This is a genomic window from Microvirga sp. BSC39, from assembly GCF_000739015.1.
In the GTDB taxonomy this organism is placed as follows: domain Bacteria; phylum Pseudomonadota; class Alphaproteobacteria; order Rhizobiales; family Beijerinckiaceae; genus Microvirga.
The window spans coordinates 1-24,757 of the sequence record NZ_JPUG01000077.1 but is presented as its reverse complement, the minus strand read 5'-3'; the positions used below and the strand labels follow the sequence as shown (position 1 = coordinate 24,757).

Below are 24,757 nucleotides of genomic sequence, written 5' to 3'. Positions count from 1 at the left end.
CAAGGTCCATTACGCTTTCTGACGAGATGAGAAGCATGTCCAATCTGAACCGTTTTCTCGGTGGCTCCCCCGGCTCCGTGCTGGTGAAGCTGATCTTCCTGTCGCTCCTCGTCGGCGCATTCCTGGCCTTCCTGGGCATCACGCCCCTCGGGTTGATCGAAGGCCTGTTCAACTGGGTCGCCTCGGTTCTCGATCTCAGCTTCGAGACCGTGCAGGAGGTGGGCCTCTGGATCGTCTATGGCGCCGTCATCGTGGTGCCGCTCTGGCTCATCTCCCGCTTGTTCGGCAGCCGGCGCTGAGACCTATCATGGACGGCTCATCGACCGCGCAGCGGCTGGACATCTCCCACTACCGCATCCTGGCACTCGCGCTGCCGATGACCCTGTCGCATGTGACGACGCCCCTCTTGGGGCTCGTCGACGCGACGGTGATCGGGCGTCTCGGTGAGGCGCATCTTCTCGGCGCGGTGGCACTCGGCGCCGTCATCTTCGACTTCGTGTTCTGGAGCTTCGGGTCGCTCCGCATGGCCACCGCCGGCCTCACGGCCCAGGCGACGGGCGCCGGCAACCGGCACGAGGTCGATGTGACGCTGGCCCGGGCGTTTCTGGTGGCTGCGATCACGGGTCTCCTGCTGATCCTGCTGCAGTGGCCCATTGCCGCCATGGCCTTTTCCATGGCGGGCGCCAGCGAGGCGGTGACCGAGGCGCTCTCGACCTACTTCTTCATCCGCATCTGGTCCGCCCCCTTCACCCTGGCGAACTACGTCATCCTGGGCTCCACCCTAGGACGCGGCCGCACGGATCTCGGCCTGTTCCTGCAGGTGGCGATCAACGTCATCAACATCCTGCTCACTATGGCGCTGGTGCTGGGTCTCGATCTCGGCATCGCGGGCGCGGCTATCGGCACGGCCCTGGCCGAGGTGCTGGGCGTAGGCCTGGGCATGGTAGTGCTGCGCCGACTCGGCTCGAACCCGTTCGCCGTCACATGGGCGGAGGTGCTGAACCGGGCCGCGATGCTGCAGACGCTCGTCATGAACCGGGACATCATGATCCGCAACGTGGCGTTGATCCTCGCCTTCTCGATCTTCAGCGCCATGGGGGCACGATCCGGAGACGTGACGCTGGCGGCGAATGCGGTGCTCTACAACATGTTCCTGATCGGCGGCTATTTCCTCGACGGCTTCGCCACCGCGGCCGAGACCCTGTGCGGTCAGAGCATCGGCGCCCGCGACGAGCGCAGCTTCCGCCGCGCCATCCGCTTGAGTCTGGGATGGAGCCTGGGCTTCGGACTGGCGGTATCGGCGCTTTTCCTGATCGCCGGCGGGCCGTTCATCGACTTCGTATCGACCAACCCGGACGTGCGGGCTTATGCACGCGACTATCTCGTCTTTGCGGCCCTGACACCTCTCATGGGTGCCGCCGCCTTCGCCTTCGACGGCATCTACACGGGCGCAACCTGGACCCGGGCCATGCGCGACCTGATGGTCATCGCCTTCGTGGTGTATGCCGGCATTCTTCTCGCCGCCGGAAGCCTCGGCAACACGGCGCTCTGGATCGCGCTTCTCGTTTTCTTGAGCGCGCGGGGCCTGGGCCAGTTCATTCTCTATCCGAGGCTGGCGAGAAAGACCTTCGCCAGCCTCGCATGAGTTTCGACCTCAGAACTCTCCCCGGGCAATGGCCGATGCGTCACGGCCGAGCGCTTGCGCCAGAGAGATCTTCTCGGCCGCGAGCGTCTGCACCAGACCGCTCTTGATGTTGCCGACGAGGCCGGGGCCCTTGTAGACCATGGCCGAGTAGAGCTGCACCAGGCTGGCGCCGGCCCGGATCTTCGCCCAAGCGGCTTCTGCGGAATCGACACCGCCGACACCGATGAGCGGGATCTTGCGCTCCACCCGCAGGAAGGTCTCTGCGAGAAGCCTCGTGGAGGGGACGAACAAGGGCCTGCCCGAGAGCCCTCCGGTTTCGGATGCCAGCGTCTTCTCTTTCAGGCTCTCCGGACGCGCGACTGTCGTGTTGGAAACCGTGAGCCCGTCGATGCCGCGTTTGAGCGCGGTGGACACGATCGCGTCGAGCGTATCGAGCGAGATGTCGGGTGCGATCTTCAGGAGCACGATCGTCTTATGCCGGCCCTGTTCGCTCTTGTTCCGCGCCTCGATGCTGCGGGCGAGAAGATCGTCCAGGAACGCTTCGCCCTGCAGGTCGCGCAGGCCCGGCGTATTGGGCGAGGACACGTTGACTGTCAGAAAATCGGCAAGCCCGCACAGTCGCTGGATGCACAGCACGTAATCGGAAACGCGGTCGACGGAGTCCTTGTTCGCCCCGATATTGACGCCGACGATGCCCGGTCGCCCACGGCGCTGCGCCAGACGCCTGCAGGCCGCATCGAGGCCGTCGCTGTTGAGACCGAAGCGGTTGATCACCGCCTCGTCCTGGGTGAGCCTGAAAACGCGCGGGCGCGGATTGCCCTCTTGCGGCTTCGGCACGACGCCGCCGAGTTCGACGAAGCCGAACCCAAGACCGAGGAGTTGATCCGGCACTTCGCATTGCTTATCGAAACCTGCCGCCAGCCCAACGGGATTGGGGAAGGTTCTGCCGAACACCTCGATGGAGAGGCGGGGATCGTCGGCACGCACGGGCATCACCGGCATCAGGGACAATCCCCTGATCGTCAGCTGATGCGCGGTCTCCGCATCGAGCGCATGCAGCGCGGGCTTGGCGAGAGAGAACAGTGCGCCGATCATGCGTCGAGATCCGGAAAAACGTGTTGGCCATCCTGGCCGAGGGGCAGCGGCTTCACCCATCGCACGGCCGACAAAGGCAGGTGAGCGTAAAGATGGGGGAAGAGATCACCGCCACGGGACGGTTCGTATCGCAGGGCTTCCCCAAGCGAGTCGGCGTCGATTGCGATCAGCAGGAGGTCGCCATGGCCTGCAAAGTGTCTGGCGGCCGTCTCGCGAACCTGCTCGTCGGTTGAGAAATGGAGGTACCCATCTTGGATGTCGATGGGTGCTCCCGCGAAGAAACCGGCTTCCTCGGCCTCGCGCCAGAGCAGTGCCGGGCAGATTTTGTAGATTATGCGCATGATAGCTCGATTAATCGTGCGTCGCTTCAGGAGCAATCCTGATTAGACATATTGTCTCAAGAGGCGGGATCCCATTGTCTATGCCTTAGAACAATCTTAATTCCTAATCATAGGTTCGCTTTCAGTTATTCGCTTCTAGCGAAGGTTTTTTACGATGTTGTCCCACGAGCGCGTTTGGGCTGCTATCGATGCGTTAGCATCACGTCATGGCATGACCGCATCGGGCCTCGCCCGCAAGGCCGGTCTCGATGCAACAAGCTTCAACAGGTCGAAACGCGTAAGCCCGGAGGGCCGAGAGCGCTGGCCCTCGACGGAGTCGATCTCGAAAATCCTGAAGGCGACCGGGGCAACTCTCGAAGACTTCCTGCGCCTCGTCGAACCCACCGGTTCCCTGCGCCGCTCCATGATCCCGCTGATCGGCATGGAGGAAGCAGGCTCGGCAAAGATCCTCAACGAGGACGGCACTCCCACGGAAGGCGCCAGCTGGGACGAACTCGAGTTTCCCGACTTCGGCCAGGAGAGGGTCTTCGCCCTCGAGGTTACGGGCGACAGCCTCGCGCCGCTCTACCGGGACGGGGACGTGCTCATCGTCTCGCCTACCGCCAGCACCCGCAAGGGAGACCGGATCGTGGTGTGCACCACGGGCGGGCAAATCCTGGCCAAGGAGCTCAAGCGCCGCTCGGCCAAGACCCTGGAGATGACGTCCCTCGTGAAGGACCAGGAGGACCAGGTGATCGCCACCGAGGAGATCGCCTGGTCGGCCCGGATCATGTGGGCGCGGCAGTAAGGCTCTAGAGACGTTTTCACATCAGTAAAAACGTCTCTCTTCTTTGTTTTTACGCATTTTTTTAAAGGCGAACCGGAACCACTTCGCCGAAAAATGCTCTAGGCTGCGCGCTGCTTCAGGAATGTTTCGTGCTCACGCACGAGATCGCCGTTGAGCGCCTTCCGGATCAGCGCCCGGCTCTCCTTCACGCCGTAGAGCGCTACGAACGAGCCGAAGCGCGGACCGCGCGGTTCTCCGAGCAGCACCTGATAGATCGTGTTGAACCACTCGATGGACACGCCCGGGCGCTCAGGCGTCGCACCCTTGGCCTTGAAGTCCTGGTAGCGCGGCTCGGCCCGGCCCACATTGTAGATCTCGTCCTGGATCGCTTCGGCCGTTGCGGGACGCTCTCCTGACTCGAAGGATTCGAGCACCTCATCCAGGCGCCGCAGGGAAGCGGCCTCGACTTCGTCCGCCAGACGATAGGTCTTCTGCGGCTTCACGAAATCCTCGAAGTAGCGCACGGCGCGCTTGGCGAGGCTGTCGAGGCGCGGGTGCGTTTCCGGCGACACGCCCGGCGCATAACGGCGGATGAAGCCCCAGAGCACAGACGGATCCTCGGAATTCGCCACCGCCACGAGGTTGAGCAGCATGGAGAAGGAGATCGTCGTGCCGGGCTGATTGGAGCCTTCCGAAGACACCAGCTCGGGCGCCGGCGGCTCGCCCGCATGCAAGTGCCAGACCGGGTTCATCAGGCGCGCCTTCGCATCCTGCGCCGGGTACTTCTCAAGAAAGGTCAGGTAATCGTCCACCTGCCGCGGGATCACGTCGAAATGAAGCTTCTTCGCCTCGCGCGGCTTGTTGAACATGAACAGCCGCAGGCTGTCCGGCGTGCCGTAGGTGAGCCACTCGTCGATGGTGAGGCCGTTGCCCTTGGACTTGGAGATCTTCTGGCCCTTGTCGTCGAGGAAGAGCTCATAGTTGAACCCGTCCGGCGGCAGGCCGCCGAGCGCCTTGGCGATCTCGCCGGAGAGCTTCACGCTGTCGATCAGGTCCTTGCCGGCCATCTCGTAATCGACGCCGAGCGCCACCCAGCGCATGGCCCAGTCGGGCTTCCACTGCAGCTTGGCGTGGCCGCCGGTGACCGGGGTCTCGAAGCGCTCGCCCGTCTCGGGGTCGCGCCACACGATGGTGCCGGCGTCCAGCTTGCGCTCGTCGATCGGCACCTGCATCACGACGCCGGTCTTCGGGTGGATCGGCAGGAAGGGCGAATAGGATTGCTGGCGCTCCTGGCGTAGCGAGGGCAGCATGATCGCCATCACGGCATCGTAGCGCTCGAGCACCGTCAGCAGCGTCTTGTCGAACCTCCCGGCTTTGTAGCACTCGGTCGCCGACATGAACTCGTAATCGAAGCCGAAGGTATCGAGAAACTCCCGCAGACGCGCATTGTTGTGGTGCGCGAAGCTCTCGTGCGTCCCGAACGGGTCCGGCACCTGGGTCAGGGGCTTGCCGAGGGAGGCTGCCACCAGTTCCTTGTTGGGGATGTTGTCCGGCACCTTGCGCAGGCCGTCCATGTCGTCCGAGAAGGCGACGAGGCGGGTCGGGATGCTGTCACCCGTCAGCACCCGGAAGGCGTGCCGCACCATGCTGGTGCGGGCCACCTCGCCGAAGGTGCCGATATGGGGCAGGCCCGAGGGGCCGTAGCCCGTCTCGAACAGTGCTTCCTTCTTGCCTGTCCGTTTGAGCCGCTCGACAAGCTTGCGCGCCTCCTCGAATGGCCAGGCATTGGCAGTCTGGGAGGCTTCAATCAGGGCAGGATCGAGGGACAGAGTTCGAGACATGGGCCTAGTGCTTGCGGGAAAATGCTTCCAGAAGCGCGGCACACTAGAGCATCGAACCCAAAAGTGGAATGCACTTTCGGGACCCTTCGATGCGCCCTTCCAAAGGGCGCATCGTGCGGATCAGACCTGCGAGGGTCAGTCCGGCAAACCCGGCAGTTCCTGTCAGGTAAGCCGTCAGTACGGGCTCGTCGGGAAGAAGCGCAGGTAGAGCTCGGCGTATTTCCCCTCCCGCCAGAGCTGCTGGAGGGCGAAGTCGAGCGCCCGTCGCAGGGTGTCGTCCTCTGTGCGGGCGATGAAGCCGATGCCTTCGCCGAAGAAGCGGCTCTCGAGGTACGGACCGCCTGAGAAGTCACAGCATCCCGCCGCCTCCTCGCCGCCGATCCAGAGGGCGAGGCCGAGACCGTCGGCAAACAGGTAATCGATCTCACCGGCCTTCAGCGCGGTCTGCGCCGCCGCCAGCTCCGGATAGGGCTTGAGGGAGGCTCCTCCCATGAAAGCCTTGGCATAGGCCTCGTGGGCCGTACCGCCGACCACGCCCAGGGTCTTGCCCTGCAGTGCCTTCGCGTCCGGCGCCGGCTGGTTCTTGTCCCTGCGCACGGCAAAGCGGGCCGGGATCTTGAAGTAGGGGCCGGTGACGGAAAAGCGCTGCCGCAGATCCGCCGTGATGGGAATGGCAGCCGCCACCACATCACCCTGCTTCTCGTTGAGGGCATTCAGAAGCGTATCGAAGCGGCGCACTTGAACCGTGCAGGTCAGGCCCAAGCGTTCGCAGGCAGCCCGGGCGAGCTCCACCGACAGCCCGGTCGGGCTGCCGTCGAGGCCCGGGAAGTGGAGCGGTGGGAAATCGTCGTCAACCAGAAAGCGGATCGTCCGCGTGGCCGGCAGCTCCGGGCGCTCGAGCTGCGTCCTTGGATCCCAGAAATTCGGGATGTTCACCCCTTGGGCCTGAACCGCGCTGACCGTGAGCGCAAAAGTCAGGGACAGGAACATCCCGGCTCGCCCCAGGGGCTTGATCTTGCGGGAGAGGCGGGCGACCAATGTAACGATATTTAGGACCATCGAGGCGACATTCCCTTGCTCTTGCCTTTGCGCTGCTCAGGAATGCCCTCGGAAAGCACCCGACGCTCATGAGGCAGGGTCTAGCGGACAGGGCCGCACAGTCAACCGCGCTGCCGATCGAGACCGGGTTTCTCTCCCGCCACGGGCACGCACCCGAAACCCTATGGCAGGCTGCCATCTTCGCCCAGGCCGCCGGTGTGGCGGCCGATGAATTCCTCATCAGGGAAGGACTGGTCTCCGAGGATGATTTCTACCGGGCTCTTGCTGCCGAGCTCGGCCTGCCGTTCATTCCAGCCCCACGCCTGTCGCCGGATACCCGCTACCCGGACAGCATTCTGGCAGGCCTGGCTCCCCTGAGCGGGCCGGGAGCCAGTTTCGTGGCGGCACCGCGCGGTCTAGCCCTGGCTGACCTTCTCAAGACCCGCTCTCGGCGTCGACTGCTCGCCATCACGACGCCCACGCGGCTGAGAGAGGCCGTCTTTCGGGCCCGGGCCCCACTGATCGCCCGACGCGCCGCCCATGAGCTGGCCGACAGGGCCCCTCACCTTGCCGTCGATGTCAGCTATGGGCAGATCGCCCTCCTGTTCGTTGTTCTGACGCTGATCTCGTTCGGGCACTTCCATGCGCTCGGACCGACCCTCGGGATCCTTGGAGCAGCCATGGGTCCCCTGTTCCTTGGAATTATCGTTCTCCGGCTCGCCACGTTGAGGTTCAGCAATCCGGTCGAGCCCACGGCTCCGCCGCCTCGTGCCGAGGATGCGGATCTGCCGGTCTATACGGTGATCGCCGCCCTCTACCGGGAAAAGCGCATCGTCGCCCGGTTCCTTGAGGCCATGGCGCGGCTCGATTACCCGACCGCCAAGCTCGACATCAAGCTCGTGCTCGAAGCTGACGACGAGGAGACCATGGAGGCTCTCCGCTGCATCGATGTTCCGGGCAATGTCGAGATACTCATCGCACCGCCGGGAGAACCGCGCACGAAGCCTCGCGCGCTCAACGTTGCCCTGCCGCTGGCGCGGGGCCGCTACACGGTGATCTACGATGCCGAGGACGTGCCCGATCCGGGGCAGCTGCGCTTGGCGATCTCGCGCTTTGCCGAAGCGCCGCCGCGCGTCGCCTGCCTGCAGGCGCGGCTGACCATCGACAACACGGACGACACCTGGCTCACGCGGCTCTTCACCCTCGAATACGCGGCCCTGTTCGACGTGTTGAATCCGGGCTTGGCCGAGATCGGCAGCCCCATTGCCCTGGGCGGCACCTCCAACCATTTCCGCACCACCGTGCTGCGGATGGTCAATGGCTGGGACGCCTGGAATGTCACCGAGGATGCCGATCTCGGCATTCGCCTGGCGCGGCTCGGTTATGAGGTCAGGGACCTCCCCTCCTCCACCCTCGAGGAGGCCCCGGGCCCTTTGCGGCTCTGGATGCGGCAGCGGACCCGATGGATGAAAGGCTACGTGCAGACCGCCGTGAGCCATACGCGCAGGCCCTGGATCATGCTGCGCCAGCTCGGGTTCTGGCGTCTTTCGGGCGCACTGGCCCTGACCTGGGGAACCGTATTCAGCGCCCTCGTCTACCCGCTCTTCACCGGGCTCTATCTGGCATCATGGCTTGGTGAGCCCGAGCACGTTCCCGATATGCGCTGGACAGCGGCGTTCAACGCCTATGCGCCGGTGCTTTTCCTGTCCGGCATGGCCTCGGTGTTCCTCCCGGCCTGTGTGGCCCTGCACCGGCGCAAGCTCTGGCGGCTCATGCCCTGGATTCTGCTGCTGCCGCTCTATTACGGTCTCGTCAGCGTTGCTGCCTGGAGGGGCTTATGGGAACTGACCATCGCGCCGTTCCGCTGGAACAAGACGAACCACGGTCTCGCCCGCACGTCACGGGCCGGGCTGTTTCAGAAGCACCAGGCCAGGCCGGCGATCACCAGATCGTTGAAAACGGCGCCGCCATAGCGCCACCACAAAAGACCTCCCGAGGCCACCAGGCACAGGACCGCTGCCGCGACGAGGCCAACGCGGGCCCGCTGCTCCTGCCGGTCGGTTTGTTGGGTCTCTGTGGTCATTTTCTGCTCCAGAGGGTGCCTCTGTAGGAGCAGATATAGAGCGCTTTGGCCTTTGGCGGAAGAGATCAGGCCTCAAGCCAGTTCCTGAGCCGCGAAAGGCGCGGCTCCTCCTCGGAGCCGACAGCCTGAACGAAGGCGGCGCGGCTGCCCACGAGGATCACCAGGCGGCTTGCCCGCGTCACCCCCGTATAGAGAAGCTTGCGCCGCAGCATCGAGGCGTGCTGCAGGGCGACCGGGATGACCACGGCCGGATATTCGGAGCCCTGCGCCTTGTGGATCGTCACGGCATAGGCGAGCGCCAGCTCGTCGAGCTCCTGAAGCGAATAGACCACCAGCCTGTCGTCGAAAGCGACGGTGAGCTCGCCGTGATCGCGGCGCACCTCACGCACGATGCCGACCTCGCCGTTATAGACATCTCGCTCGTAGTCGTTGCGGACCTGCATGACCTTGTCGCCAGGCCCGTAGCTCCAGCCGGCCCGGTGCAGGCTCTCGAGGCCAGGCGGATTGAAGAGCTGCTGCAGTTCCCCATTCAGCATATGCGTGCCGAGGCGACCGCGATTCATGGCGCACAGCACCTGCACGTCCCGCACCGGATCGAGCCCAAACCGCCGCGGGATGCGGTCGCGGATCAGGATGGTCATCTTGGCTATGGCCTCGGACGGCGTATCGGCTTCGACGAAGTAGAAGTCCGAATCCGGCTGATGTCCTAGATCCGGCATGAGCCCGCGGTTGATCGCATGAGCCACGGTGATGATGCGGCTCTCCCGCTCTTGCCGGAACACTTCCTTGAGATGAACGACAGGAACGGCGCCGGATGCGATGATGTCGGACAGGATCTGCCCCGGTCCGATGGAGGGCAGCTGGTCCACGTCTCCGACGAGAACGAGCGAAGCCTCGTCCGGCAATGCGCGCAGCAGCGCGGCCATCAGGCGGATGTCGAGCATTGAGGTCTCGTCGACCACGAGGAGGTTGCAGTCGAGCGGCATCTTGGCATTGCGCCGGAAACCGCCTTCCGATGCTTCCAGCAGGCGGTGGACGGTCTTGGCCGGAAAGCCCGTGCTTTCCGACAGCCGCTTCGCTGCGCGCCCGGTCGGCGCGCACAGGGCAATCGTCAATTCATGCTGCGCGCACAGATGCGTCAGGCTTCGGATCAGCGTCGTCTTGCCGACGCCGGGCCCGCCGGTGACGACGAGCACCTTGGAACGGAACGCCTTGGCCAGCGCCTCGCGCTGGCTCGGCGAGTAGGATACGCCTATGGCGGTTTCTGCTTCGGCGATCACCTGTGCAGGATCGAATCCGTTCCAGGGATGCAATCCCTGGGCGATCTCCTTCAGGCGCTGTGCGATGAAGAGCTCGGCGCCGTACAGTCCTTTCAGGAAGATGCTGCGCCGGCCATCGAGCTCGTCGGCAACGAGCTGACCTGCCACACATTGCGCATCGAGCACCGACTTCAGTTCGGCTTCTTTTATTTCGAGCAGTCGACTTGCCTGCCGCAACAGCTCATCCGCCGGCAAACCGGAATGACCCTCTCTCACGGCCTCGGAGAGGACCTGGGACAAACCGGCCTGCAACCTGATGGCGGCGGTGGGCTCCACATCGAGCTGCAGCGCCACCTGATCGGCGAGCGCGAACTCGAAGCCTGGAATGTCGAGGACGAGCCGGTAGGGATTGGCCTTGACGATGTCGATGGCCCCGACGCCATAGGCGCGGTAGATGCGCGTGAGCAGAAAGCCGCCGATGCCATGAGCGTTGAGGAACGCGGCAATGTCCTTCAAGGCCCGGTGCTCGGCCCAGGCCTCGCCGATGCTGAGCGCCTTGGCCATCGCAATGCCATGCACGCGCGTCAGCTCATGCGGCTTCGTCTCGATTACATCGAGAATGCGCGCGCCGAACGATGCGATGAGCCTCTGGGCCAGGGAGGGCCCGACGCCTTTCAGAAGACCGGATCCGAGAAAGCGCTGCAAGTCCTCCGCCGTGGTCGGCGCCGAGGTCATCAGCTCGCTCGCGCGGAACTGAACCCCGTGATTGCGGTCGTGCAGCCAGCCGCCGTTCGCCTCGACAACTTCGCCGATGGCGACCGACGGTGCATGTCCCACGACGACAACCGGCTTGCGGTGCCCGCGCGCTTTGACGCGCAGCACGCAGAAGCCGGTTTCATCGTTGTGGAACGTCACCCGCTCGATGGAGCCGACGAGATGTTCGGAGAGGGACAGGGCCTCCTGATCGGAGGCAGCCATGGCGGAGGGTTTCGGCATCGATCAGCGGGACCACGAGCGCCGGGACGCCACTGGAGAAGTGAAAAGGGCGAGACGGGGCAATGCCATCTCGCCCATGATCGCAGCGGAATTTAGGCTGCCTTCTTGGTCGGCCAACCGAGTTCGACGAGCCGTGCCTTGGCGTAGTCGCGGATCTCGTCGCGAATGCCCTCCGGCAATTCGGCGAGAACCTTCTGCGTGTCGGCATGGAGCATCAGGTCCGTGACCGCATTGATGGTCTTGGCCTTCTTGATCTTCGCCTTCAGATCGTCCTCGACCTTGCCGTCGGGGGCAGCCGCCTCGACCCTATCCTTCTGCGGCGGAGTCTCGGTCTTGTCGAGTTCCACATGCGGATCGGCAAAGCCTGGACGGCCCTGCTTGAACTCGTCCGCCTCTTCCTCGGAATAGACGTAGCCGTGCAGCTCGATGAGCTTGAGGATCACCCGGTCCTTCGCGCGCTTCTCGGCCATGGCGTAGACATAGGCCGCCTGCTTGCCCGAGACACGGTAGTTCACGCCGATCAGCGCCTCGCCGATCGACCACTCGACGCGCTCGCCCATGCGGCCGGTGACCTGGATCACCGCCTCATCGCGCTCGGCGCGGATGATCTTGGGCTCGTCGAAGACCACATTGGCCTGGGCTGCGATGCGCTCAAGCGTCTTGTGGTAGACCACGGCCGTTCCCTGGACCCGCCAGACATTGCCGGCCATCGGTTCACCGAACTTGGCCAGCACCTCGGAGATTTTCTTATCGGTCGTATTCATCCTCGATCCTAACTTCTATCAGGGCCCGCACATCGGCTCACGCTCTTGTCGAATCGTCTTTTGCGGCAGGCGTGTTCGTTTTTTGTTCTATACCAAATTTGGGCTCTCAGGTCCAATCCTGAGACACCAGGCAGGTCGATTTAGCCTTTTATAGACATATACTTAGCTGGTGTGCCATTTTGTCTCAACGGTCAGATGCCATCTCCCCAATTACGTGCTTCAAGCGTGGGCTGAGACCCAGCGTCATGATTTGACCATAACCCCCATGTTCTATATATGTTCTCATGAGTCAGGATGTACGCCTATGCCGTGTCTGCCGAGGCGGCCTGACTGCCCGTTACACCCGCCACCCTGGAGGACCGGATGTCCGCGCAAGCGATCCTCGACCTTTCGGATCGACGCCCCGCCCGCCGTGGCGGCGCCCGCCGGGCTGTCAAGCGCCCGGCGACGCCCCTCACGCGAAATGCTCTGATCGCGGACTTCCTGTCTCTCTGCGAGCTTGATGCGGACGTGGAGTCCCTGTGTGCACCGGCCTATCCGGCAGTCTTCGCCATTGGCGACGAGAATGTGGAGCACGCGGCCGATTTCGAGATTGTCCGCGACGGCGCGGCTTATCTGGTCGACGTGGTGACGGACGACGACCTTCTGACCCATCCCCTGCGCGCCGCTTCGATCCATGGCATCACCGCCGCCGATGGTCGCCCCTTCCTCATCGAGACGGCTGCCAGCATCCGGGCCGAGCCACGCTTTACCACCATGCGCCTGATCATGGCCTGCAAGCGCACCCCTGTGACGGCGGGCGACCGGGTGCGCATTCTGCACCAGCTCGACGAACTCGGCGCCATGCGGCTCGTCGATTGCGCCAGCGCCGTCATGAACACGCAGGATGGGGTTGCGGCCGTTCTGGCGCTGGCCTGTGAGGGTCTGGTTGCGGTCGACATCAGCCGCCCGATCCTGCCCGAGACCCAGGTGCGCCGGCGCCGCCTGCCCTTCGCCGATCCGTTTGCCTTCTAGCCTTGTGCGGCGTGCCGCTCCACGGCCTCGCCCAACAGCGACCGCACGATAGCACGCACGGCGTCCGAGGTGCTGTCGGCCGTAAACTTCGCCTCGATCTCGTCGCGAATGATCGAGCCGTCGCCGCTGCGCTTCAGCTCGGTTGAGGATTCCGCCTGAAGCAGGGTCACGAAGGCGCTCTCCACCTCGCGCGCCACCAGGGCCTCATCGGCCGCATCGACCACCCGTCCCGTGAGATCGAAGACGTTGCTCTCGAATGGCAGCGCCTGCGCTTCCAATTCGCCGCTGCCGTCAAGGATCCAAGCGCGGGGCACGTGATCCACGAGATCGACGGATTGGCGCGTGATGTTGCCGGGGTTGAGCCAGCGTGTGCGGCCCGCAAGAATTGACTTCTGCGTCTTGTGAATGTGCCCGTTGATCAGCACATCGCAGCCATCGACCGCGAAGGGCAGAACGGCGCCGGGATAGCCGCCGTCGAAGGCGATGTCGTGATGCGTGAACCAGGCCTGGACATCAGTGCCTGAAAAGGAGCCGCGCGCATCGGTCGGAATACTCTGGCCGTAGGGCGTCATGCCCACACCAATCCGGCGGGTCCCGATCTGGAACTCGGTCACGGGAGCGGATGTCGCCACCACGTCGACCACATCGCAGAGACCGAGCAGCGCCAGCGAGTCGCTGTCGGTAAGGGTCGTGTGCTGGATGTCGTGGTTGCCCACGTTCACGATGGGCCGGTGGCGGAAGCTCTTCAGGATTCGGACGAGCTGGTTCTTGAGCGCCATATCGGTCTCGACCGGCCGGTCAAAGAGATCGCCAAGGATGACCACGGCGAGCTGTCGCTCGTTGGCGATGGACACGCAACGCTCCAGCTTGCCCAGCACGGCCTGCGGCCAGACCGCATCCTTGCGCCGCCCGGGCCGCCGCGAGCCCACATGCGGATCCCCGATCACGAGAATGCCGTTGCAGGCAACAGCGGGAAGACGATCTCCGGTCAGGATCATGCGGTGAGCCGCTCCGTCGGCGAATGGGTGTGGTGGTCCAGCAGGGTCTCAGGCTTCACGGGCGACCCGCAGGTGGGGCACAGTCCGCCGGTCTCCTCGACGAGGCGCGCCATCTCGGCCTGCAGGGATTTCAGCCCCTCATCGACCTGAAGCATACGGCTTTCGGCGATCCGGGAGGCCGCATGAAGATCGTTCATCCGCTTCAGAATATTTTGTGCCGAAGCGGTGTTTTCAAGGGTCGGCACGGCTTCGGGCAATCCATGCAGCGCATTCAGCCGTGCTTGGGCGCGCTTCAGATCACGACCGAGCTGCAGCACCTGACGGCCGATGCGCTCGCGTTCGCGGGCGCGCTCGACAGCACGGGTGAGATCGGCGAGCCGCTCGGCGGGAGGAAGCATTTCGGTGATGCGGGCGCGCGCCTCGGCTGATCTGAGCCTCCGACGGGTCGCGGCAAGCTGCGTCGCATGCTTCTGCAGCCGCTCCAGCCCTGCCGCTTCCATGGCGATACGCTCCGCTTGCTTGCGCGCAGCGGAAAGCCTTCCCTTCAATTCTTCGAGTTCGGTGAGCCCGTCGAGCGTCTCGCTCAGCGCGATCAGTTCCCGCTCGCCATTGCGCACGAGATCGTTGTCGCGGCGGCAGCGCTCCCGGTGGATGACGAGCATGTCGCGGATATAGCCCGCCTCCTGCCCGATGGAGAGCACGGCCGAGCGGCGCGACGGCGTCTCGCCGAGCAGGAACACGGGGAACTTCTGGTGCGCGATATGGACGTCGAGATCCTCGACCTTGCGGATGCGGATGAGATCGGCCACCCAGTCCGGCACATTGCGCCCGCCGGTCTCGTAGCGCATGCCCTGTGCCTCGACGACGGAGCCATCGGGTTCGTGCAGCGACCAGATGTTGACGGGCGAGCGGCGCGGCTGGCGCGTGAAGCGTAAAAGACGCTTGCCGGCAACGCCGATCTCCACGATGGCGGACTTTGCGCCAGCGCGCACGAGGCTGTCGCGCGCCTCGCCGTAGAACACCGCTCGCAGGGCGCGGATGAAGGTGGACTTGCCGCGGTTGTTGGGTCCGATGAGCGCGTTGACGCCGGGGCCGAGATGCAGCGTCGCATCCGTGTAGGCCTGCACATTGACGAGACGGATGAAGCGCAGGCCGGGCTGAGCATCATCCCAAAGCTGACCGGTGTCGGAGGAAAGAACCTCGACGCCGGTCGCGGGCTCGCCGGCGATGCGCGCGATGTGAAACTTGCCGGAGAACTGCGACAGGTCATGGTGCGAGACCGCAAGGCACTGGACGCCGAGCCGCGCGGCGCCGTCTTCCAGCACCGTGTAGAAGGACGACACGCGCTCCGGCGCGATCCAGCAATCCGCTTCGTCGAGCGCGAGGAAGCGGGCCACATCGGCCTTGACCACGGCGATCAGGCGCAGGGCCATGCCGATGACGTTGGTGAGCGCACCGCCATTGTCCTCCAGCACGTCTTCCAGCGAGCCGTCCGGACGCCGCACGCAGATGTCGAGGGATGCGAGCCCCCGCTCCGTCGACAGCTCCAGCGCCACGGGCTTCTCGCCCGGCAGCACCTCCTGCACGAGCGCCGTCAGCAGCGTCTCGAAGGCAGACAGGCTCCGGCGGCTCGCCGAGCCGTGAACGGCCTCGATGAAGGCCTCAACCTCGTCCTTGACCGCAAGGCGGCCCTTGGCGAACTCGATCTCCCGCGTGAGCTCATCGACCCGCGTGCGGATGGAATCGCGCCGGCCTTCAAGGCGCGCGAGCAGCGCTTCCGCGCGAGTGACATCATGCGTGGCGGACGGCAGAATCAACGCTCGTCTCCAAGCTGCCTGAGGCGGGTCTCGACCTCACGCAAGGCTACGCCGAACTCCTCCGCAAGCTTGGCGTTTCGTGCCTGCGATTCCTCGATCAGGCTTTGGATCTGCACCTCGTCGTCAGTGCCGAGTTCCGCCTTGGCGAGGGAGCGCGCCTCATCGAGTTCACGCGTCAAACGCTCGACCTCGCCCTCTGCCCGGATCCGCTCCGCCCGCAGCTTGTCGAAGGTCTTGCGCATCTCCTCCAGGCGGCGAAGCTGGTCGGTCTCAAAGCGTGACAGGCTGGTCATGGAATCGCGGCTCCGCTGCATAGGAATGGTCGAGCTTCAGTTATCGTCAGCGCTATTTCGTCGCAACGACTTTGCCTCTTTTTGGTCTGGATCGGGGACGATGTCTTCAATCCTGGCACCCGACCCTCCACATAGTATCCGTTACTCCAAGATTACAGTCTCAAACAGCGGACTTTGCTTGACACAGCGCCCGCCGAGGTTATGTTCTTGGTTTGTTCACATCATCTGTATGCGTCGCGGATGTGACCTCATTAGGGCAGTGCTGCACGGCCCTTCGCATAAGGATCTCGTGATGAGCGTCATGACGGAAGAGCGGCCGATCTTCGAGAACGAGGAATGGCTCCTGAGCGAGAGCGGCCTCGAGCACAAGACGACGGGCTATTTCATCGATCGCGAGAGCCTCGGCCAGCGGCGTGAGGACGGGCTGTGGTCGTGGCCGCTGCACATGGCGGAAAAGACCTGGTGCGGCATGCAGCCGTTCTCGGAAGCCTTCACCTGCGCCCTCTCCGTCTTCGGCATTGGCACAGGCGTGGAGCTGGCGCAGAGCCTGAAGGTGGCGCGCTGCGAAGTCTCGCCGTGGCCGAAGGTTGCGCGGGCCTATGCCGGCTCCGTTCCGGCGGTCCCGCGCACCTTGCATTCCGAGGGCTCAAACCCCATTTTAGTGAAGCCGCGCTCCTCGCATAAACCCCTGAATGGTCAAGGTTTTCAGAGCTCGGCTGAAGCCTGGCGCATTCGCACCGAATTGGGTGCGCGCCTCGTTCTGAAGAACCCGCGTCAACGTTCCGAACGCCTGAACCCGGCCCGTGAAAGCAGCCCCTCCTGGCAGGCGCCGCGCCGGATTCGAAAGACCGGAACGAAGCTCGTTCGGCTGCTGCAGGCAGCTTGGAACATACGGTGAGATCAATGCCGAACTTTGGGCTTGAGGAGATCATGCGCAACGGCGCAAGCGCTTTTCAGGGCGACATCTCCGGTGCGGAGACGCCGGCGCCTGAAACGGCGGACGAATTCGCGCAGCATGTGATCGAGACGATCTGCCATGCCAGCGTCACGCCGGCTATCGGTCGGCGCACGTTCGAGCGCTGCATGCGCGCGCTGAGCTTTGGCTCCACGTCTCGCGTGGGCTTTCGCCACCCGGCGAAGGCCGAAGCGATCGACATGATCTGGCGCGAGCGTGAGCGGCTGTTTGGCGAATACACGGCAAGTCCGGACAAGCTGCGCTTTCTAGCAACGCTGCCCTGGATCGGCCCCGTGACGAAACACTCCCTGGCCCGCCGGCTCGGTGTCCATACCGAGCATGCGGAACGGGCCGTTGCCTGAGACGAACAACAAGAAGAGGTATCAACCCATGGCTAAGGTTCGCGCAAGCGATGTCGGCTTCTGCGTTGTCGACGGCAACGCCAATGTCATCGCAGATAATCTCGTTCACCGCATCCGCGAAGCCGCCGCGGAGATGGAAAGCCAGGTCAACCGGCTGTACCGGGGACGCAGGGCTTACGATCTCGAGGTGGGCACCAAGGACGATTTGGAAAAGGCCATCGAGCAGCTCACCTACATGGCGCGCACCCTGCGCGAGGTGAAGGACGAGCAGTCGAAGGTGGTTTATCTCCAGGCGGCTGAATAAATCCTGCATTGTCTTTGAATAGCGGTGATCCCCATTACCGCTATTTTCATATCTGCCGGCGCTCTGAGCCGCTCGCCGTTAGGCTTTGACAGCACTGATGAACAGCACGAGAGGCGCATGCTGGTACCAGCGGTTCAGCCATGCGTGCTCGCGCGCCAACTCCTCGCTTGGCCGCGGCTCCTCCATCTTCACGATCCGAAATCCCGCTTCAGTGATGGCATTGACGTAGTCGGAGAGTGTGCGCGGGAAGCGCGGCACTTCAAAGGGTTCGTCATAGGCAACGAGCTTGGCCGTCTGAGGGCGCCTGCCGAACCGCCAGCGTTCGACGAAAGGTGTTTTGTCGAAGTAGCGTCCGACACGCAGGCCAACGTGAGAACCATGGTCATTCGTCAGCCACTGGAGGGCGGGAGTGATGAAGCATGGGTGCAGAACGCTGAAGCATAGGCTCCCGCCGGGCTTCAGAACCCGGCAGGCCTCACGCATGGCAGACGGAAAGTCCGGGCCGTCCATGAGCGCCATGGTGGACACGGCGCAGTCGAATTGTTCGTCGGCGAAAGGCGAGAGTTTGCTGAAGGAACCAATTTCATAAACAATGCCGAGAGGCTCTTCCGCCTCCTTCTGGCGGGCGCGTTTGATCATCTCAGGAGAGAGATCGATCCCGGTCATGATCCCGCCCCGCTGGGCGAAGCGGCGTGTATTGGAGCCTTCGCCGCAGCCTAGGTCGATGACCCGCTGCCCCGCGACAGACGGCATGAAGTCCAGAAAGGCCGGCAACGTATAAAGCTCGCGGTAGAAGTCGAACCCGGCCTGTACCTCCTCGGTCCAAAGGGCAGCATTGCGATCCCACGCAGCCGCGACAGCCGCATCGTTCAAGGTCTCATCGGTCATGGCAGGTTCCCGAGATGTAGCTTGGCCGCTCGTATTTAGCTCATACTGCCCTGATGCCAAAACTGAACGGAATCCGACTCGTCTCTTGTGTTTCACGTGGAACAAATATAGAACAATAGGTGATGCCCACCTTGGGGCAGGAATGTGCAACCGACCTGAAAACGTGCGGCATCTGTGATGCCCCAGCCGTTCAGGAGAGATGAAATGGAGAGGCCGTTATGGCTGGATCTGTGAACAAGGTAATTCTGGTGGGCAATCTGGGGCGTGACCCTGAGGTCCGCCGTCTGGGCAGCGGCGATCCGGTGGTGAACCTGCGGATTGCGACCTCCGAGACCTGGAAGGACAAGGCTTCTGGCGAGCGCAAGGAGAAGACCGAGTGGCACTCGGTGGTGATCTTCAACGAGAACCTGGCGCGGGTGGCCGAGCAGTACCTGAAGAAGGGCTCGAAGGTGTACCTGGAGGGTCAGCTGCAGACCCGCAAGTGGACCGACCAGCAGGGGGTGGAGAAGTACTCCACCGAGGTGGTGCTGCAGCGCTTCCGCGGTGAGCTGACGATCCTGGACAGCCGCGGCGGCGGCGGGTCCGAGTTCGGCAGCGACGAGGAGCCCGGTCAGGTCTCCCGCGGCGGTGACGTCGGACGATCCTCACCGATGGAGCGCAGGCCCGAACCGGCGGGCGCTTCCCGCCACAGCGACTTCGACGACGACATTCCGTTCTGACAAACGCACCAGTGACGGTTTCGAAATCCGGGCTCCACGCCCGGATTTTTTATATCCTGGTGGAGGCCTCAAACATCGGCTGAGGCTTTCCTCGCCTCGTGGCGCGCGCGTTGCATTCGCTCCACCTCGCGCAGCTTGCGCGCCCTCTCCCGCAACTCGTCCTGGCTTGACCACCACCAGCCACGGCTCGTGCGAAGCTCGGGATCCTCGTCCGTGCGGGATGGCTTGGTGCGGTAGACCTCCTGCAGGGTCGGCATCCGCCAGCGGGCCCAGACGTAGCGGGACGGATCACTCCGCATATGAGGATACAGGTCAGCCATTCCGGGGTCCTGAATAGGGTCGCTCTCGATATCCTCGAAGACCACGACGCCCCATCGATGGGTCGATACCGGGAAGCCCGACGGCGGCAGGTCGTCTCCGGGCACGGGATAGCGTCTGCGGCGGCGCTCCGCCTGAACCCGGCTCGGCTCCTCGGACACTTGCGCCTTCTGCTCCTCGCGCCGCTTCTGGCGGGCGGCGGGCTCATTGCGCCGCGCCGCCTCCTCGATGTCGGGCCAGCGCGCCTTCAGCTCCTCATAGGATCGGAACGGCACCCGCCAGATCCGCTCCTCCGGGTCCCAAGCGGCCCAGGGGATGGAGCGAAGCGCCTCCACGATGGTGCGGGAGTAAGGCGTTCGCACTCTCAGGTCGTCCGCAATCGTCAGATAAGGGCTCTCCAGGGGCTCAAAGACAAAAGCATCCCGCCCCTTCTCATCCGCATGCCGATCCAGGTTCTGCAGTTCCTGCGCGGTCCAGCTGTCGAGCCGCTGGACGGCCGTGGTGCCGGGCACGAACCAATGCTGCTCGGCTCCGCGCCACCGGGCTCGCGGAAAGGTCTCACGAAAGCGCCGCACCAGATCCCGGTCGTAGGGAAAGACCACATAGGCGCCCGGCGTCTCGTCATCGTCGGATGGAATGATCCGGAAGGCGGATGCAATCTCCATGGAGGACCGGCTTTTTAGATCGTGATGAATTTCAACCCTAAGGTCACAACAACCTTACGGAGAATTGGATCCCAACCTCCTCTCAAGGTCGAGCCGCAGCTTCAAATAGAAAATAGGTCACATCTGAAATTCAGCATTTAGGAAACAATCTCATGTACTGTCCTGACGGATCTCCTGAAATCATCTAAAATGATACTTTATTTAAATCATCGCGTTGCTTGGCACCCCGTCATTTCCTCTCCGGCAGAGACCGGTTGTTAGGATCCGGATGGGAATGACCAAACCTGTCGTCGAAGCTCCCTTGCCTTGCTGGTCAGACGCTGATCGCCTGGCGGCTCTGCGGAGCTTTGGGATTGTGGGAACGGAGCCTGAGAAGGCTTTCGACGATCTCGCAAGGATTGCGGCTCACGTCTGCGGAACACGGATCGCCCTGATCACCTTCGCGGATGAGCAGCGGCTATGGTTCAAGGCTGCCGTTGGGATCGACCTGCGAGAGACCTCCCTGAACGCGGCCTTCTGCACCCAAGCCATCCTTCAGGACGAACTCTTCATCGTGCCGGATGCCCTCAAGGATCCGCGCTTCGCCTGCAATCCTTTCGTGCAGGAAGAGCCTGAGTTCCGCTTCTATGCCGGGGCCGTCATCAGGACTGACAAAGGCCTTCCTCTCGGAGCTCTCTGCGTTCTCGATTCCGAACCTAGACCCCATGGTCTGGCGCAGGCGCAATCAGAGATCCTCCTGGCTCTCGCCGCCTCCGTGATGAACCTGCTCAAGCTCAGACAAGCAGAGCAGCGGACCATTGCGCAGGAACCGCGATCATTCGCAGCCCTAGCTGACGCGCTGCCGCACATGATCTGGTCGGCTCGCAGCGACGGGTACGATGAATACTCCAACAGGCACTGGTATCAGTTTACGGGCGCACCTGACGGCACTTCCACGGGCCTGGGCTGGATCGAGATGCTCCATCCGGATGACCGCGACCAGACCTGGGCCCGGTGGCAGCACTCGGCCCGAACTGGCGAGCCCTATGAGGCCACCTGTCGCCTGCGCCACCATTCAGGTGAGTATCGGTGGATCCTGGCGCGGGCGCTGCCCTCCTATGACGCACAGGGTCGGGTCGAGCGCTGGTTCGGCACCTATACGGATATTCACGACTGGAAATCGACCGAACGTGCCGCAGCCGAAAGGCAGGAGCAGTACAAGGCCCTCCTCGAGGCGAGCGCCGTCGTGCTGTGGCTCGCCGCCCCCGATGGGACGCTGACGCATCTCGAGGGCACTCTTGAGATTGGCGGCCTCGTTGGTGATGTCTATTCGGGTCAGGGATGGCTCGACTTCGTTCACCGCGATGATCTGGCCAGGGTCAAGGCTGCCTGGCTGTGGGCAGTCTCCTCGGGAATCCCGTACCAGAACGAGTTTCGGATCAAGCTTGCCAGTGGCGGGTACCGCTGGATGCTCGCAAATGCGGTGGCCCTGCGGAGTCCGGATGGGACCATCCGGGAATGGGTGGGCAGCGTCGCGGACATTCATGACCGCAAGCAGGTCGAGGAGAAACTGCGGGAGAGCGAGGAACGGCTGCGGCTGGCCCTCCATGCAGGACGCATGTTCGCATGGGAGCAGGATCTCCGGACAGACTACATCACCCGCTCCCAGAATGCCGTATCGCTTCTTGGGATCGGGTCCGGTCCGCTGGCGGATTTTCTCGACAAGGTGCATCCTGAGGATCGGGCTCTGCGGGTGCACTTTGCCCAGGCGGTGAAGAGCCAGGGGTCCTATACGTCCGAGTTCCGGTACATTCTGCCGAGCGGCAAGGTGCTCTGGTTCGGCTCCCGAGCCGAACTCGCCGCACCCGACCGCGTCGTAGGCGTCACCTTTGACATCACGGAGCGCAAGGCTGCGGAAGAAGAGATCTGGCGAGCCGCCAATCATGACTCGCTCACCGAGCTGCCCAACAGAGGCCTGTTTCACCGCTGCCTCGAGCGGGCTCTGTCCGATGCCAGGATCAACGGAACAACCGTCAACCTTCTCCTGATCGACCTGGACGACTTCAAGGACGTGAACGACACCTTGGGCCATGACGCCGGGGATGCCCTGCTGCAGGAGGCAGCCCGCCGCCTCGCCGGCCTTGTGCGCCCGTCCGATACGGTCGCGAGGCTCGGTGGGGACGAGTTCGCTGTGCTTCTGGCGGAGCCGAGCACGTTGGACGAGGCCGCCACATTCGCGGACCGCATCATCGGGGCCTTGCGAGAGCCGTTCACCTACAAGCGGCGCATCGTCTCCAGCCGGGCCAGCATTGGCGTCGCGGCGTTTCCGGAGCACGATTCCGACCCCGCGGGACTGATGAAAAGCGCTGACATTGCCCTCTATCGCGCCAAGGCACAGGGCCGGAACCGGGTTCTGACATACTCGCCTGCCATGCGGCGCGAGATTGAAAAGCGTGTCTCCCTTGGAGCCGAACTGCGCGAGGGATTGGCGCGGAACCAGATCACTCCCTACTACCAACCCAAGATCTGCCTTGCGTCTGGACAACTCGTGGGCTTTGAGGCGCTGGCACGCTGGGAACACCCGACGAAGGGCATTCTGAACCCAGCCTTCTTCGGAGCCGCGTTCGACGATGCGGATCTCGCGCCGGCAATCCGGCGACAGCTGGTTGCAAAGGTCGCAGCAGACATGGGTCACTGGCGCGATGACAACCTGCCCTTCGGCCGCGTCGCGGTGAACTTGTCCTCGGCGGACTTCAACCAGCCGCGGCTGGTAGGGGAAATCCTTGAGGCCCTCCAGAGTGAGAGGGTCCAGCCCGAGACGTTCGAGATCGAAATTACCGAGACCGTCCTGCTGGGCAGAAGCTCCGAGTGCATATCGGCCATCCTCAGGCAATTTCGCGAAGCCGGCGTCAGCATAGCCTTGGACGACTTCGGCACCGGCTATGCGTCTCTCATGCATCTCAAGCACTTTCCAGTCGATCACGTGAAGATCGACCGGACGTTCATCGAAGATCTCGATCAGGATACGGACGATGAAGCGATCGTTGCGGCCATCACAGGCCTCGGCAGAAGCCTGAATGTGAAGATCACGGCGGAAGGCGTTGAAACGCACGACCAGGAGCAACGCCTACAGCGCCTGGGCTGTCACTACGCGCAGGGCTATTTATATTCTGCGGCGGTATCTGGTTTGGCCGTCCCTGGACTTTTTCAGCGATTTGGCCGGAGCTGAAGCGGCGCTTTAGACGATAGCAGTCCCGCCGGCCTTGGGCCCTGCGCTGGTGGTTTTGCGTCGTGGCATGCTGTCTCTGTGCTCTGAACGGCAAAAAGCCCCCGTGGCGTTTTGCGCACGAGGGCTTGTGTGTTGGTTGCGGGGACAGGATTTGAACCTGTGACCTTCAGGTTATGAGCCTGACGAGCTACCGGGCTGCTCCACCCCGCGCCACTCATGGCCTTCAAAGCAGGGCTTTGAAGGCGAAGGGGAGATACGCAAAAGCGCGGCGTTCTGCTGGAACGACCGCGCTTGTGTTGTCAGAGACTGTAAAGAGGCGTTGTGTTTGTCCTTGGCAGGCCCGGCAATGACCTACTCTCCCGGGTCTTGAGACACAGTACCATCGGCGCTGAGGAGTTTAACGGCCGAGTTCGAGATGGGATCGGGTTCTTTAGCTCCTCGCTCAAATCACCGGACCGGCGAAGGACAAACAGCAGGCAAGGGAGCCTCAGGGCTCCACCTTCGAACTTCGCAGCTCCAAGGTCAAAGTCTTTCTCGTCAAAGTTGGCGCCCCGGACCCGTCAGGGTCCGCAAGGCCGACCGGCCGCCCATGCTCGTGCATGGAACAGCCAAGGGAACGGACGTTCCCGCCGGCGTCTGAGGCCAACTTAAAGATCATGATCCATTCGCTTTCAGCGAACATGGATCATGAGAGCAATCAAGCCAATCGAGCGATTAGTACCAGTCAGCTCAACGCGTCACCGCGCTTACACATCTGGCCTATCAACGTGGTCGTCTTCCACGGCTCTGATAGGGAGCACTCGTTTCGAGGTGGGTTTCCCGCTTAGATGCCTTCAGCGGTTATCCCGTCCGTACATAGCTATGCTGCACTGCGGCTGGCGCCACAACAGCTCCACCAGAGGTACGTCCATCCCGGTCCTCTCGTACTAGGGACAGATCCTCTCAATACTCCTACACCCACGGCAGATAGGGACCGAACTGTCTCACGACGTTCTGAACCCAGCTCACGTACCACTTTAATCGGCGAACAGCCGAACCCTTGGGACCTTCTCCAGCCCCAGGATGTGATGAGCCGACATCGAGGTGCCAAACCTCCCCGTCGATATGGACTCTTGGGGGAGATCAGCCTGTTATCCCCGGCGTACCTTTTATCCGTTGAGCGATGGCCCACCCACGCGGGACCACCGGATCACTATGGCCGTCTTTCGACTCTGCTCGACGTGTCAGTCTCGCAGTCAAGCGGGCTTATGCCATTGCACTCAGCGAGCGATTTCCGACCGCTCTGAGCCCACCTTCGCGCGCCTCCGTTACTCTTTGGGAGGCGACCGCCCCAGTCAAACTGCCTACCATGCGCTGTCCCGGACCCGGATAACGGATCGCGGTTAGAC

General features: G+C 63.3%; 22 protein-coding genes, 1 tRNA gene and 2 rRNA genes. 10 read left to right on the top strand and 15 right to left on the bottom strand.

The genetic code is table 11. The features are described 5' to 3' along the window. Nucleotides 1-35 precede the first annotated feature (35 nt). Both MA07_RS22385 and MA07_RS22380 read left to right on the top strand, forming a co-directional pair. Nucleotides 36-299 (top strand): DUF6460 domain-containing protein, encoded by a 264-nt coding sequence (locus tag MA07_RS22385; protein ID WP_036357154.1) that lies wholly within the window; start codon nucleotides 36-38, stop codon nucleotides 297-299. Nucleotides 300-307: 8 nt separating this feature from the next. Then, on the top strand, nucleotides 308-1,645 hold the full coding sequence (locus tag MA07_RS22380) for an MATE family efflux transporter (RefSeq protein WP_052003435.1): 1,338 nt from the start codon (nucleotides 308-310) through the stop codon (nucleotides 1,643-1,645). Between the two features lie 9 nt (nucleotides 1,646-1,654). On the opposite strand, the gene MA07_RS22375 is transcribed toward MA07_RS22380, so the two are convergent. Together MA07_RS22375 and MA07_RS22370 are read right to left on the bottom strand one after the other, a co-directional pair. Next, a complete protein-coding gene (locus MA07_RS22375) occupies nucleotides 1,655-2,740 on the bottom strand; it encodes a quinone-dependent dihydroorotate dehydrogenase (protein WP_036357152.1) in 1,086 nt (361 codons plus the stop codon). Continuing rightward, on the bottom strand, nucleotides 2,737-3,081 hold the full coding sequence (locus MA07_RS22370) for a DUF952 domain-containing protein (RefSeq protein ID WP_036357151.1): 345 nt from the start codon (nucleotides 3,079-3,081) through the stop codon (nucleotides 2,737-2,739). Before MA07_RS22370 ends, MA07_RS22375 begins: the two co-directional genes overlap by 4 nt. A gap of 154 nt (nucleotides 3,082-3,235) precedes the next feature. Between MA07_RS22370 and MA07_RS22365 the strand changes: the two genes are divergently transcribed. Further along, the gene (locus MA07_RS22365) at nucleotides 3,236-3,868 is read left to right on the top strand and encodes a helix-turn-helix transcriptional regulator (RefSeq protein WP_036357148.1); all 633 of its coding nucleotides are present in this window, start codon (nucleotides 3,236-3,238) and stop codon (nucleotides 3,866-3,868) included. Nucleotides 3,869-3,966: 98 nt separating this feature from the next. Here the strand turns inward: MA07_RS22365 and MA07_RS22360 are convergent, their stop codons facing one another. Both MA07_RS22360 and MA07_RS22355 read right to left on the bottom strand, forming a co-directional pair. Next, nucleotides 3,967-5,688, bottom strand: a complete 1,722-nt coding sequence (locus MA07_RS22360) for a lysine--tRNA ligase (RefSeq protein WP_036357146.1) — start codon at nucleotides 5,686-5,688, stop codon at nucleotides 3,967-3,969. A 174-nt stretch (nucleotides 5,689-5,862) separates the two neighbouring features. Beyond that, on the bottom strand, nucleotides 5,863-6,678 hold the full coding sequence (locus MA07_RS22355; RefSeq protein WP_036357143.1) for a transporter substrate-binding domain-containing protein: 816 nt from the start codon (nucleotides 6,676-6,678) through the stop codon (nucleotides 5,863-5,865). Between the two features lie 137 nt (nucleotides 6,679-6,815). On the opposite strand from MA07_RS22355, the gene MA07_RS22350 reads away from it, so the two are divergent. Further along, nucleotides 6,816-8,699, top strand: coding sequence for a glycosyltransferase family 2 protein (locus MA07_RS22350; RefSeq protein ID WP_081929126.1), 1,884 nt, complete (start codon nucleotides 6,816-6,818; stop codon nucleotides 8,697-8,699). On the opposite strand, the gene MA07_RS30265 is transcribed toward MA07_RS22350, so the two are convergent. The 3 genes from MA07_RS30265 to MA07_RS22340 all read right to left on the bottom strand — a co-directional run bounded on the left by MA07_RS30265 (nucleotide 8,642) and on the right by MA07_RS22340 (nucleotide 11,828). Beyond that, nucleotides 8,642-8,809, bottom strand: coding sequence for a hypothetical protein (locus tag MA07_RS30265; protein ID WP_160195479.1), 168 nt, complete (start codon nucleotides 8,807-8,809; stop codon nucleotides 8,642-8,644). The genes MA07_RS22350 and MA07_RS30265 overlap by 58 nt on opposite strands. 65 nt (nucleotides 8,810-8,874) lie before the next feature. Then, nucleotides 8,875-11,046 carry an ATP-dependent RecD-like DNA helicase gene (locus MA07_RS22345; RefSeq protein ID WP_036357140.1) on the bottom strand — a complete coding sequence of 724 codons (2,172 nt, stop codon included), beginning with the start codon at nucleotides 11,044-11,046 and terminating at the stop codon, nucleotides 8,875-8,877. Nucleotides 11,047-11,156: 110 nt separating this feature from the next. Continuing rightward, entirely contained in the window at nucleotides 11,157-11,828 is a 672-nt protein-coding gene (locus MA07_RS22340) for a hypothetical protein (RefSeq protein ID WP_036357137.1), read from the bottom strand. Between the two features lie 363 nt (nucleotides 11,829-12,191). Between MA07_RS22340 and MA07_RS22335 the strand changes: the two genes are divergently transcribed. Continuing rightward, on the top strand, nucleotides 12,192-12,842 hold the full coding sequence (locus tag MA07_RS22335) for a hypothetical protein (RefSeq protein WP_036357134.1): 651 nt from the start codon (nucleotides 12,192-12,194) through the stop codon (nucleotides 12,840-12,842). Here the strand turns inward: MA07_RS22335 and MA07_RS22330 are convergent. The 3 genes from MA07_RS22330 to MA07_RS22320 are packed head-to-tail and all read right to left on the bottom strand — an operon-like array spanning nucleotide 12,839 to nucleotide 15,950. Beyond that, nucleotides 12,839-13,840: a metallophosphoesterase gene (locus tag MA07_RS22330; RefSeq protein WP_036357129.1), complete on the bottom strand. Its 1,002-nt coding sequence runs from the start codon at nucleotides 13,838-13,840 to the stop codon at nucleotides 12,839-12,841. The two genes, MA07_RS22335 and MA07_RS22330, sit on opposite strands and share 4 nt — an antisense overlap. Further along, a complete protein-coding gene (locus tag MA07_RS22325) occupies nucleotides 13,837-15,657 on the bottom strand; it encodes an AAA family ATPase (RefSeq protein WP_036357126.1) in 1,821 nt (606 codons plus the stop codon). Before MA07_RS22325 ends, MA07_RS22330 begins: the two co-directional genes overlap by 4 nt. After that, nucleotides 15,654-15,950 carry a hypothetical protein gene (locus MA07_RS22320; RefSeq protein WP_200879417.1) on the bottom strand — a complete coding sequence of 99 codons (297 nt, stop codon included), beginning with the start codon at nucleotides 15,948-15,950 and terminating at the stop codon, nucleotides 15,654-15,656. Before MA07_RS22320 ends, MA07_RS22325 begins: the two co-directional genes overlap by 4 nt. 292 nt (nucleotides 15,951-16,242) lie before the next feature. Here MA07_RS22320 and MA07_RS28080 point away from each other — a divergent pair, with 292 nt between their 5' ends. From MA07_RS28080 to MA07_RS22305, 3 genes are read left to right on the top strand one after another with little or no spacing between them, the layout of a single operon-like run. Next, nucleotides 16,243-16,848, top strand: a complete 606-nt coding sequence (locus tag MA07_RS28080; protein ID WP_052003434.1) for a hypothetical protein — start codon at nucleotides 16,243-16,245, stop codon at nucleotides 16,846-16,848. 5 nt (nucleotides 16,849-16,853) lie between these two features. Beyond that, nucleotides 16,854-17,267, top strand: a complete 414-nt coding sequence (locus MA07_RS22310; protein ID WP_036357122.1) for a hypothetical protein — start codon at nucleotides 16,854-16,856, stop codon at nucleotides 17,265-17,267. Nucleotides 17,268-17,295: 28 nt separating this feature from the next. Continuing rightward, nucleotides 17,296-17,571, top strand: a complete 276-nt coding sequence (locus MA07_RS22305; protein ID WP_036357120.1) for a hypothetical protein — start codon at nucleotides 17,296-17,298, stop codon at nucleotides 17,569-17,571. A gap of 78 nt (nucleotides 17,572-17,649) precedes the next feature. On the opposite strand, the gene MA07_RS22300 is transcribed toward MA07_RS22305, so the two are convergent. Further along, nucleotides 17,650-18,459 carry a class I SAM-dependent methyltransferase gene (locus tag MA07_RS22300; RefSeq protein ID WP_036357117.1) on the bottom strand — a complete coding sequence of 270 codons (810 nt, stop codon included), beginning with the start codon at nucleotides 18,457-18,459 and terminating at the stop codon, nucleotides 17,650-17,652. A 218-nt stretch (nucleotides 18,460-18,677) separates the two neighbouring features. Here MA07_RS22300 and ssb point away from each other — a divergent pair, with 218 nt between their 5' ends. Beyond that, a complete protein-coding gene (ssb, locus tag MA07_RS22295) occupies nucleotides 18,678-19,178 on the top strand; it encodes a single-stranded DNA-binding protein (protein WP_036357114.1) in 501 nt (166 codons plus the stop codon). A 68-nt stretch (nucleotides 19,179-19,246) separates the two neighbouring features. Here ssb and MA07_RS22290 read toward each other — a convergent pair whose 3' ends face one another. Continuing rightward, a complete protein-coding gene (locus MA07_RS22290) occupies nucleotides 19,247-20,161 on the bottom strand; it encodes a hypothetical protein (protein ID WP_036357111.1) in 915 nt (304 codons plus the stop codon). Between the two features lie 274 nt (nucleotides 20,162-20,435). On the opposite strand from MA07_RS22290, the gene MA07_RS31255 reads away from it, so the two are divergent. After that, on the top strand, nucleotides 20,436-23,369 hold the full coding sequence (locus MA07_RS31255) for an EAL domain-containing protein (protein ID WP_052003433.1): 2,934 nt from the start codon (nucleotides 20,436-20,438) through the stop codon (nucleotides 23,367-23,369). A 133-nt stretch (nucleotides 23,370-23,502) separates the two neighbouring features. Here the strand turns inward: MA07_RS31255 and MA07_RS22280 are convergent. The 3 genes from MA07_RS22280 to MA07_RS22265 all read right to left on the bottom strand — a co-directional run. Beyond that, nucleotides 23,503-23,579: transfer RNA gene (locus tag MA07_RS22280), tRNA-Met, on the bottom strand. A 128-nt stretch (nucleotides 23,580-23,707) separates the two neighbouring features. After that, nucleotides 23,708-23,824, bottom strand: a 5S ribosomal RNA gene (gene rrf, locus MA07_RS22275). A gap of 238 nt (nucleotides 23,825-24,062) precedes the next feature. After that, nucleotides 24,063-24,757 (bottom strand): 23S ribosomal RNA (locus tag MA07_RS22265); the annotation flags it as partial.

Bases quoted from the DNA above. Each gene is read 5' to 3' on its own strand.
- MA07_RS22385 (WP_036357154.1), top strand. From the start codon at position 36: ATGTCCAATCTGAACCGTTTTCTCGGTGGCTCCCCCGGCTCCGTGCTG.
- MA07_RS22380 (WP_052003435.1), top strand. From the start codon at position 308: ATGGACGGCTCATCGACCGCGCAGCGGCTGGACATCTCCCACTACCGC.
- MA07_RS22375 (WP_036357152.1), bottom strand. From the start codon at position 2,740: ATGATCGGCGCACTGTTCTCTCTCGCCAAGCCCGCGCTGCATGCGCTC.
- MA07_RS22370 (WP_036357151.1), bottom strand. From the start codon at position 3,081: ATGCGCATAATCTACAAAATCTGCCCGGCACTGCTCTGGCGCGAGGCC.
- MA07_RS22365 (WP_036357148.1), top strand. From the start codon at position 3,236: ATGTTGTCCCACGAGCGCGTTTGGGCTGCTATCGATGCGTTAGCATCA.
- MA07_RS22360 (WP_036357146.1), bottom strand. From the start codon at position 5,688: ATGTCTCGAACTCTGTCCCTCGATCCTGCCCTGATTGAAGCCTCCCAG.
- MA07_RS22355 (WP_036357143.1), bottom strand. From the start codon at position 6,678: ATGTTCCTGTCCCTGACTTTTGCGCTCACGGTCAGCGCGGTTCAGGCC.
- MA07_RS22350 (WP_081929126.1), top strand. From the start codon at position 6,816: ATGAGGCAGGGTCTAGCGGACAGGGCCGCACAGTCAACCGCGCTGCCG.
- MA07_RS30265 (WP_160195479.1), bottom strand. From the start codon at position 8,809: ATGACCACAGAGACCCAACAAACCGACCGGCAGGAGCAGCGGGCCCGC.
- MA07_RS22345 (WP_036357140.1), bottom strand. From the start codon at position 11,046: ATGGCTGCCTCCGATCAGGAGGCCCTGTCCCTCTCCGAACATCTCGTC.
- MA07_RS22340 (WP_036357137.1), bottom strand. From the start codon at position 11,828: ATGAATACGACCGATAAGAAAATCTCCGAGGTGCTGGCCAAGTTCGGT.
- MA07_RS22335 (WP_036357134.1), top strand. From the start codon at position 12,192: ATGTCCGCGCAAGCGATCCTCGACCTTTCGGATCGACGCCCCGCCCGC.
- MA07_RS22330 (WP_036357129.1), bottom strand. From the start codon at position 13,840: ATGATCCTGACCGGAGATCGTCTTCCCGCTGTTGCCTGCAACGGCATT.
- MA07_RS22320 (WP_200879417.1), bottom strand. From the start codon at position 15,950: ATGACCAGCCTGTCACGCTTTGAGACCGACCAGCTTCGCCGCCTGGAG.
- MA07_RS28080 (WP_052003434.1), top strand. From the start codon at position 16,243: ATGAGCGTCATGACGGAAGAGCGGCCGATCTTCGAGAACGAGGAATGG.
- MA07_RS22310 (WP_036357122.1), top strand. From the start codon at position 16,854: ATGCCGAACTTTGGGCTTGAGGAGATCATGCGCAACGGCGCAAGCGCT.
- MA07_RS22305 (WP_036357120.1), top strand. From the start codon at position 17,296: ATGGCTAAGGTTCGCGCAAGCGATGTCGGCTTCTGCGTTGTCGACGGC.
- MA07_RS22300 (WP_036357117.1), bottom strand. From the start codon at position 18,459: ATGACCGATGAGACCTTGAACGATGCGGCTGTCGCGGCTGCGTGGGAT.
- ssb (WP_036357114.1), top strand. From the start codon at position 18,678: ATGGCTGGATCTGTGAACAAGGTAATTCTGGTGGGCAATCTGGGGCGT.
- MA07_RS22290 (WP_036357111.1), bottom strand. From the start codon at position 20,161: ATGGAGATTGCATCCGCCTTCCGGATCATTCCATCCGACGATGACGAG.
- MA07_RS31255 (WP_052003433.1), top strand. From the start codon at position 20,436: ATGACCAAACCTGTCGTCGAAGCTCCCTTGCCTTGCTGGTCAGACGCT.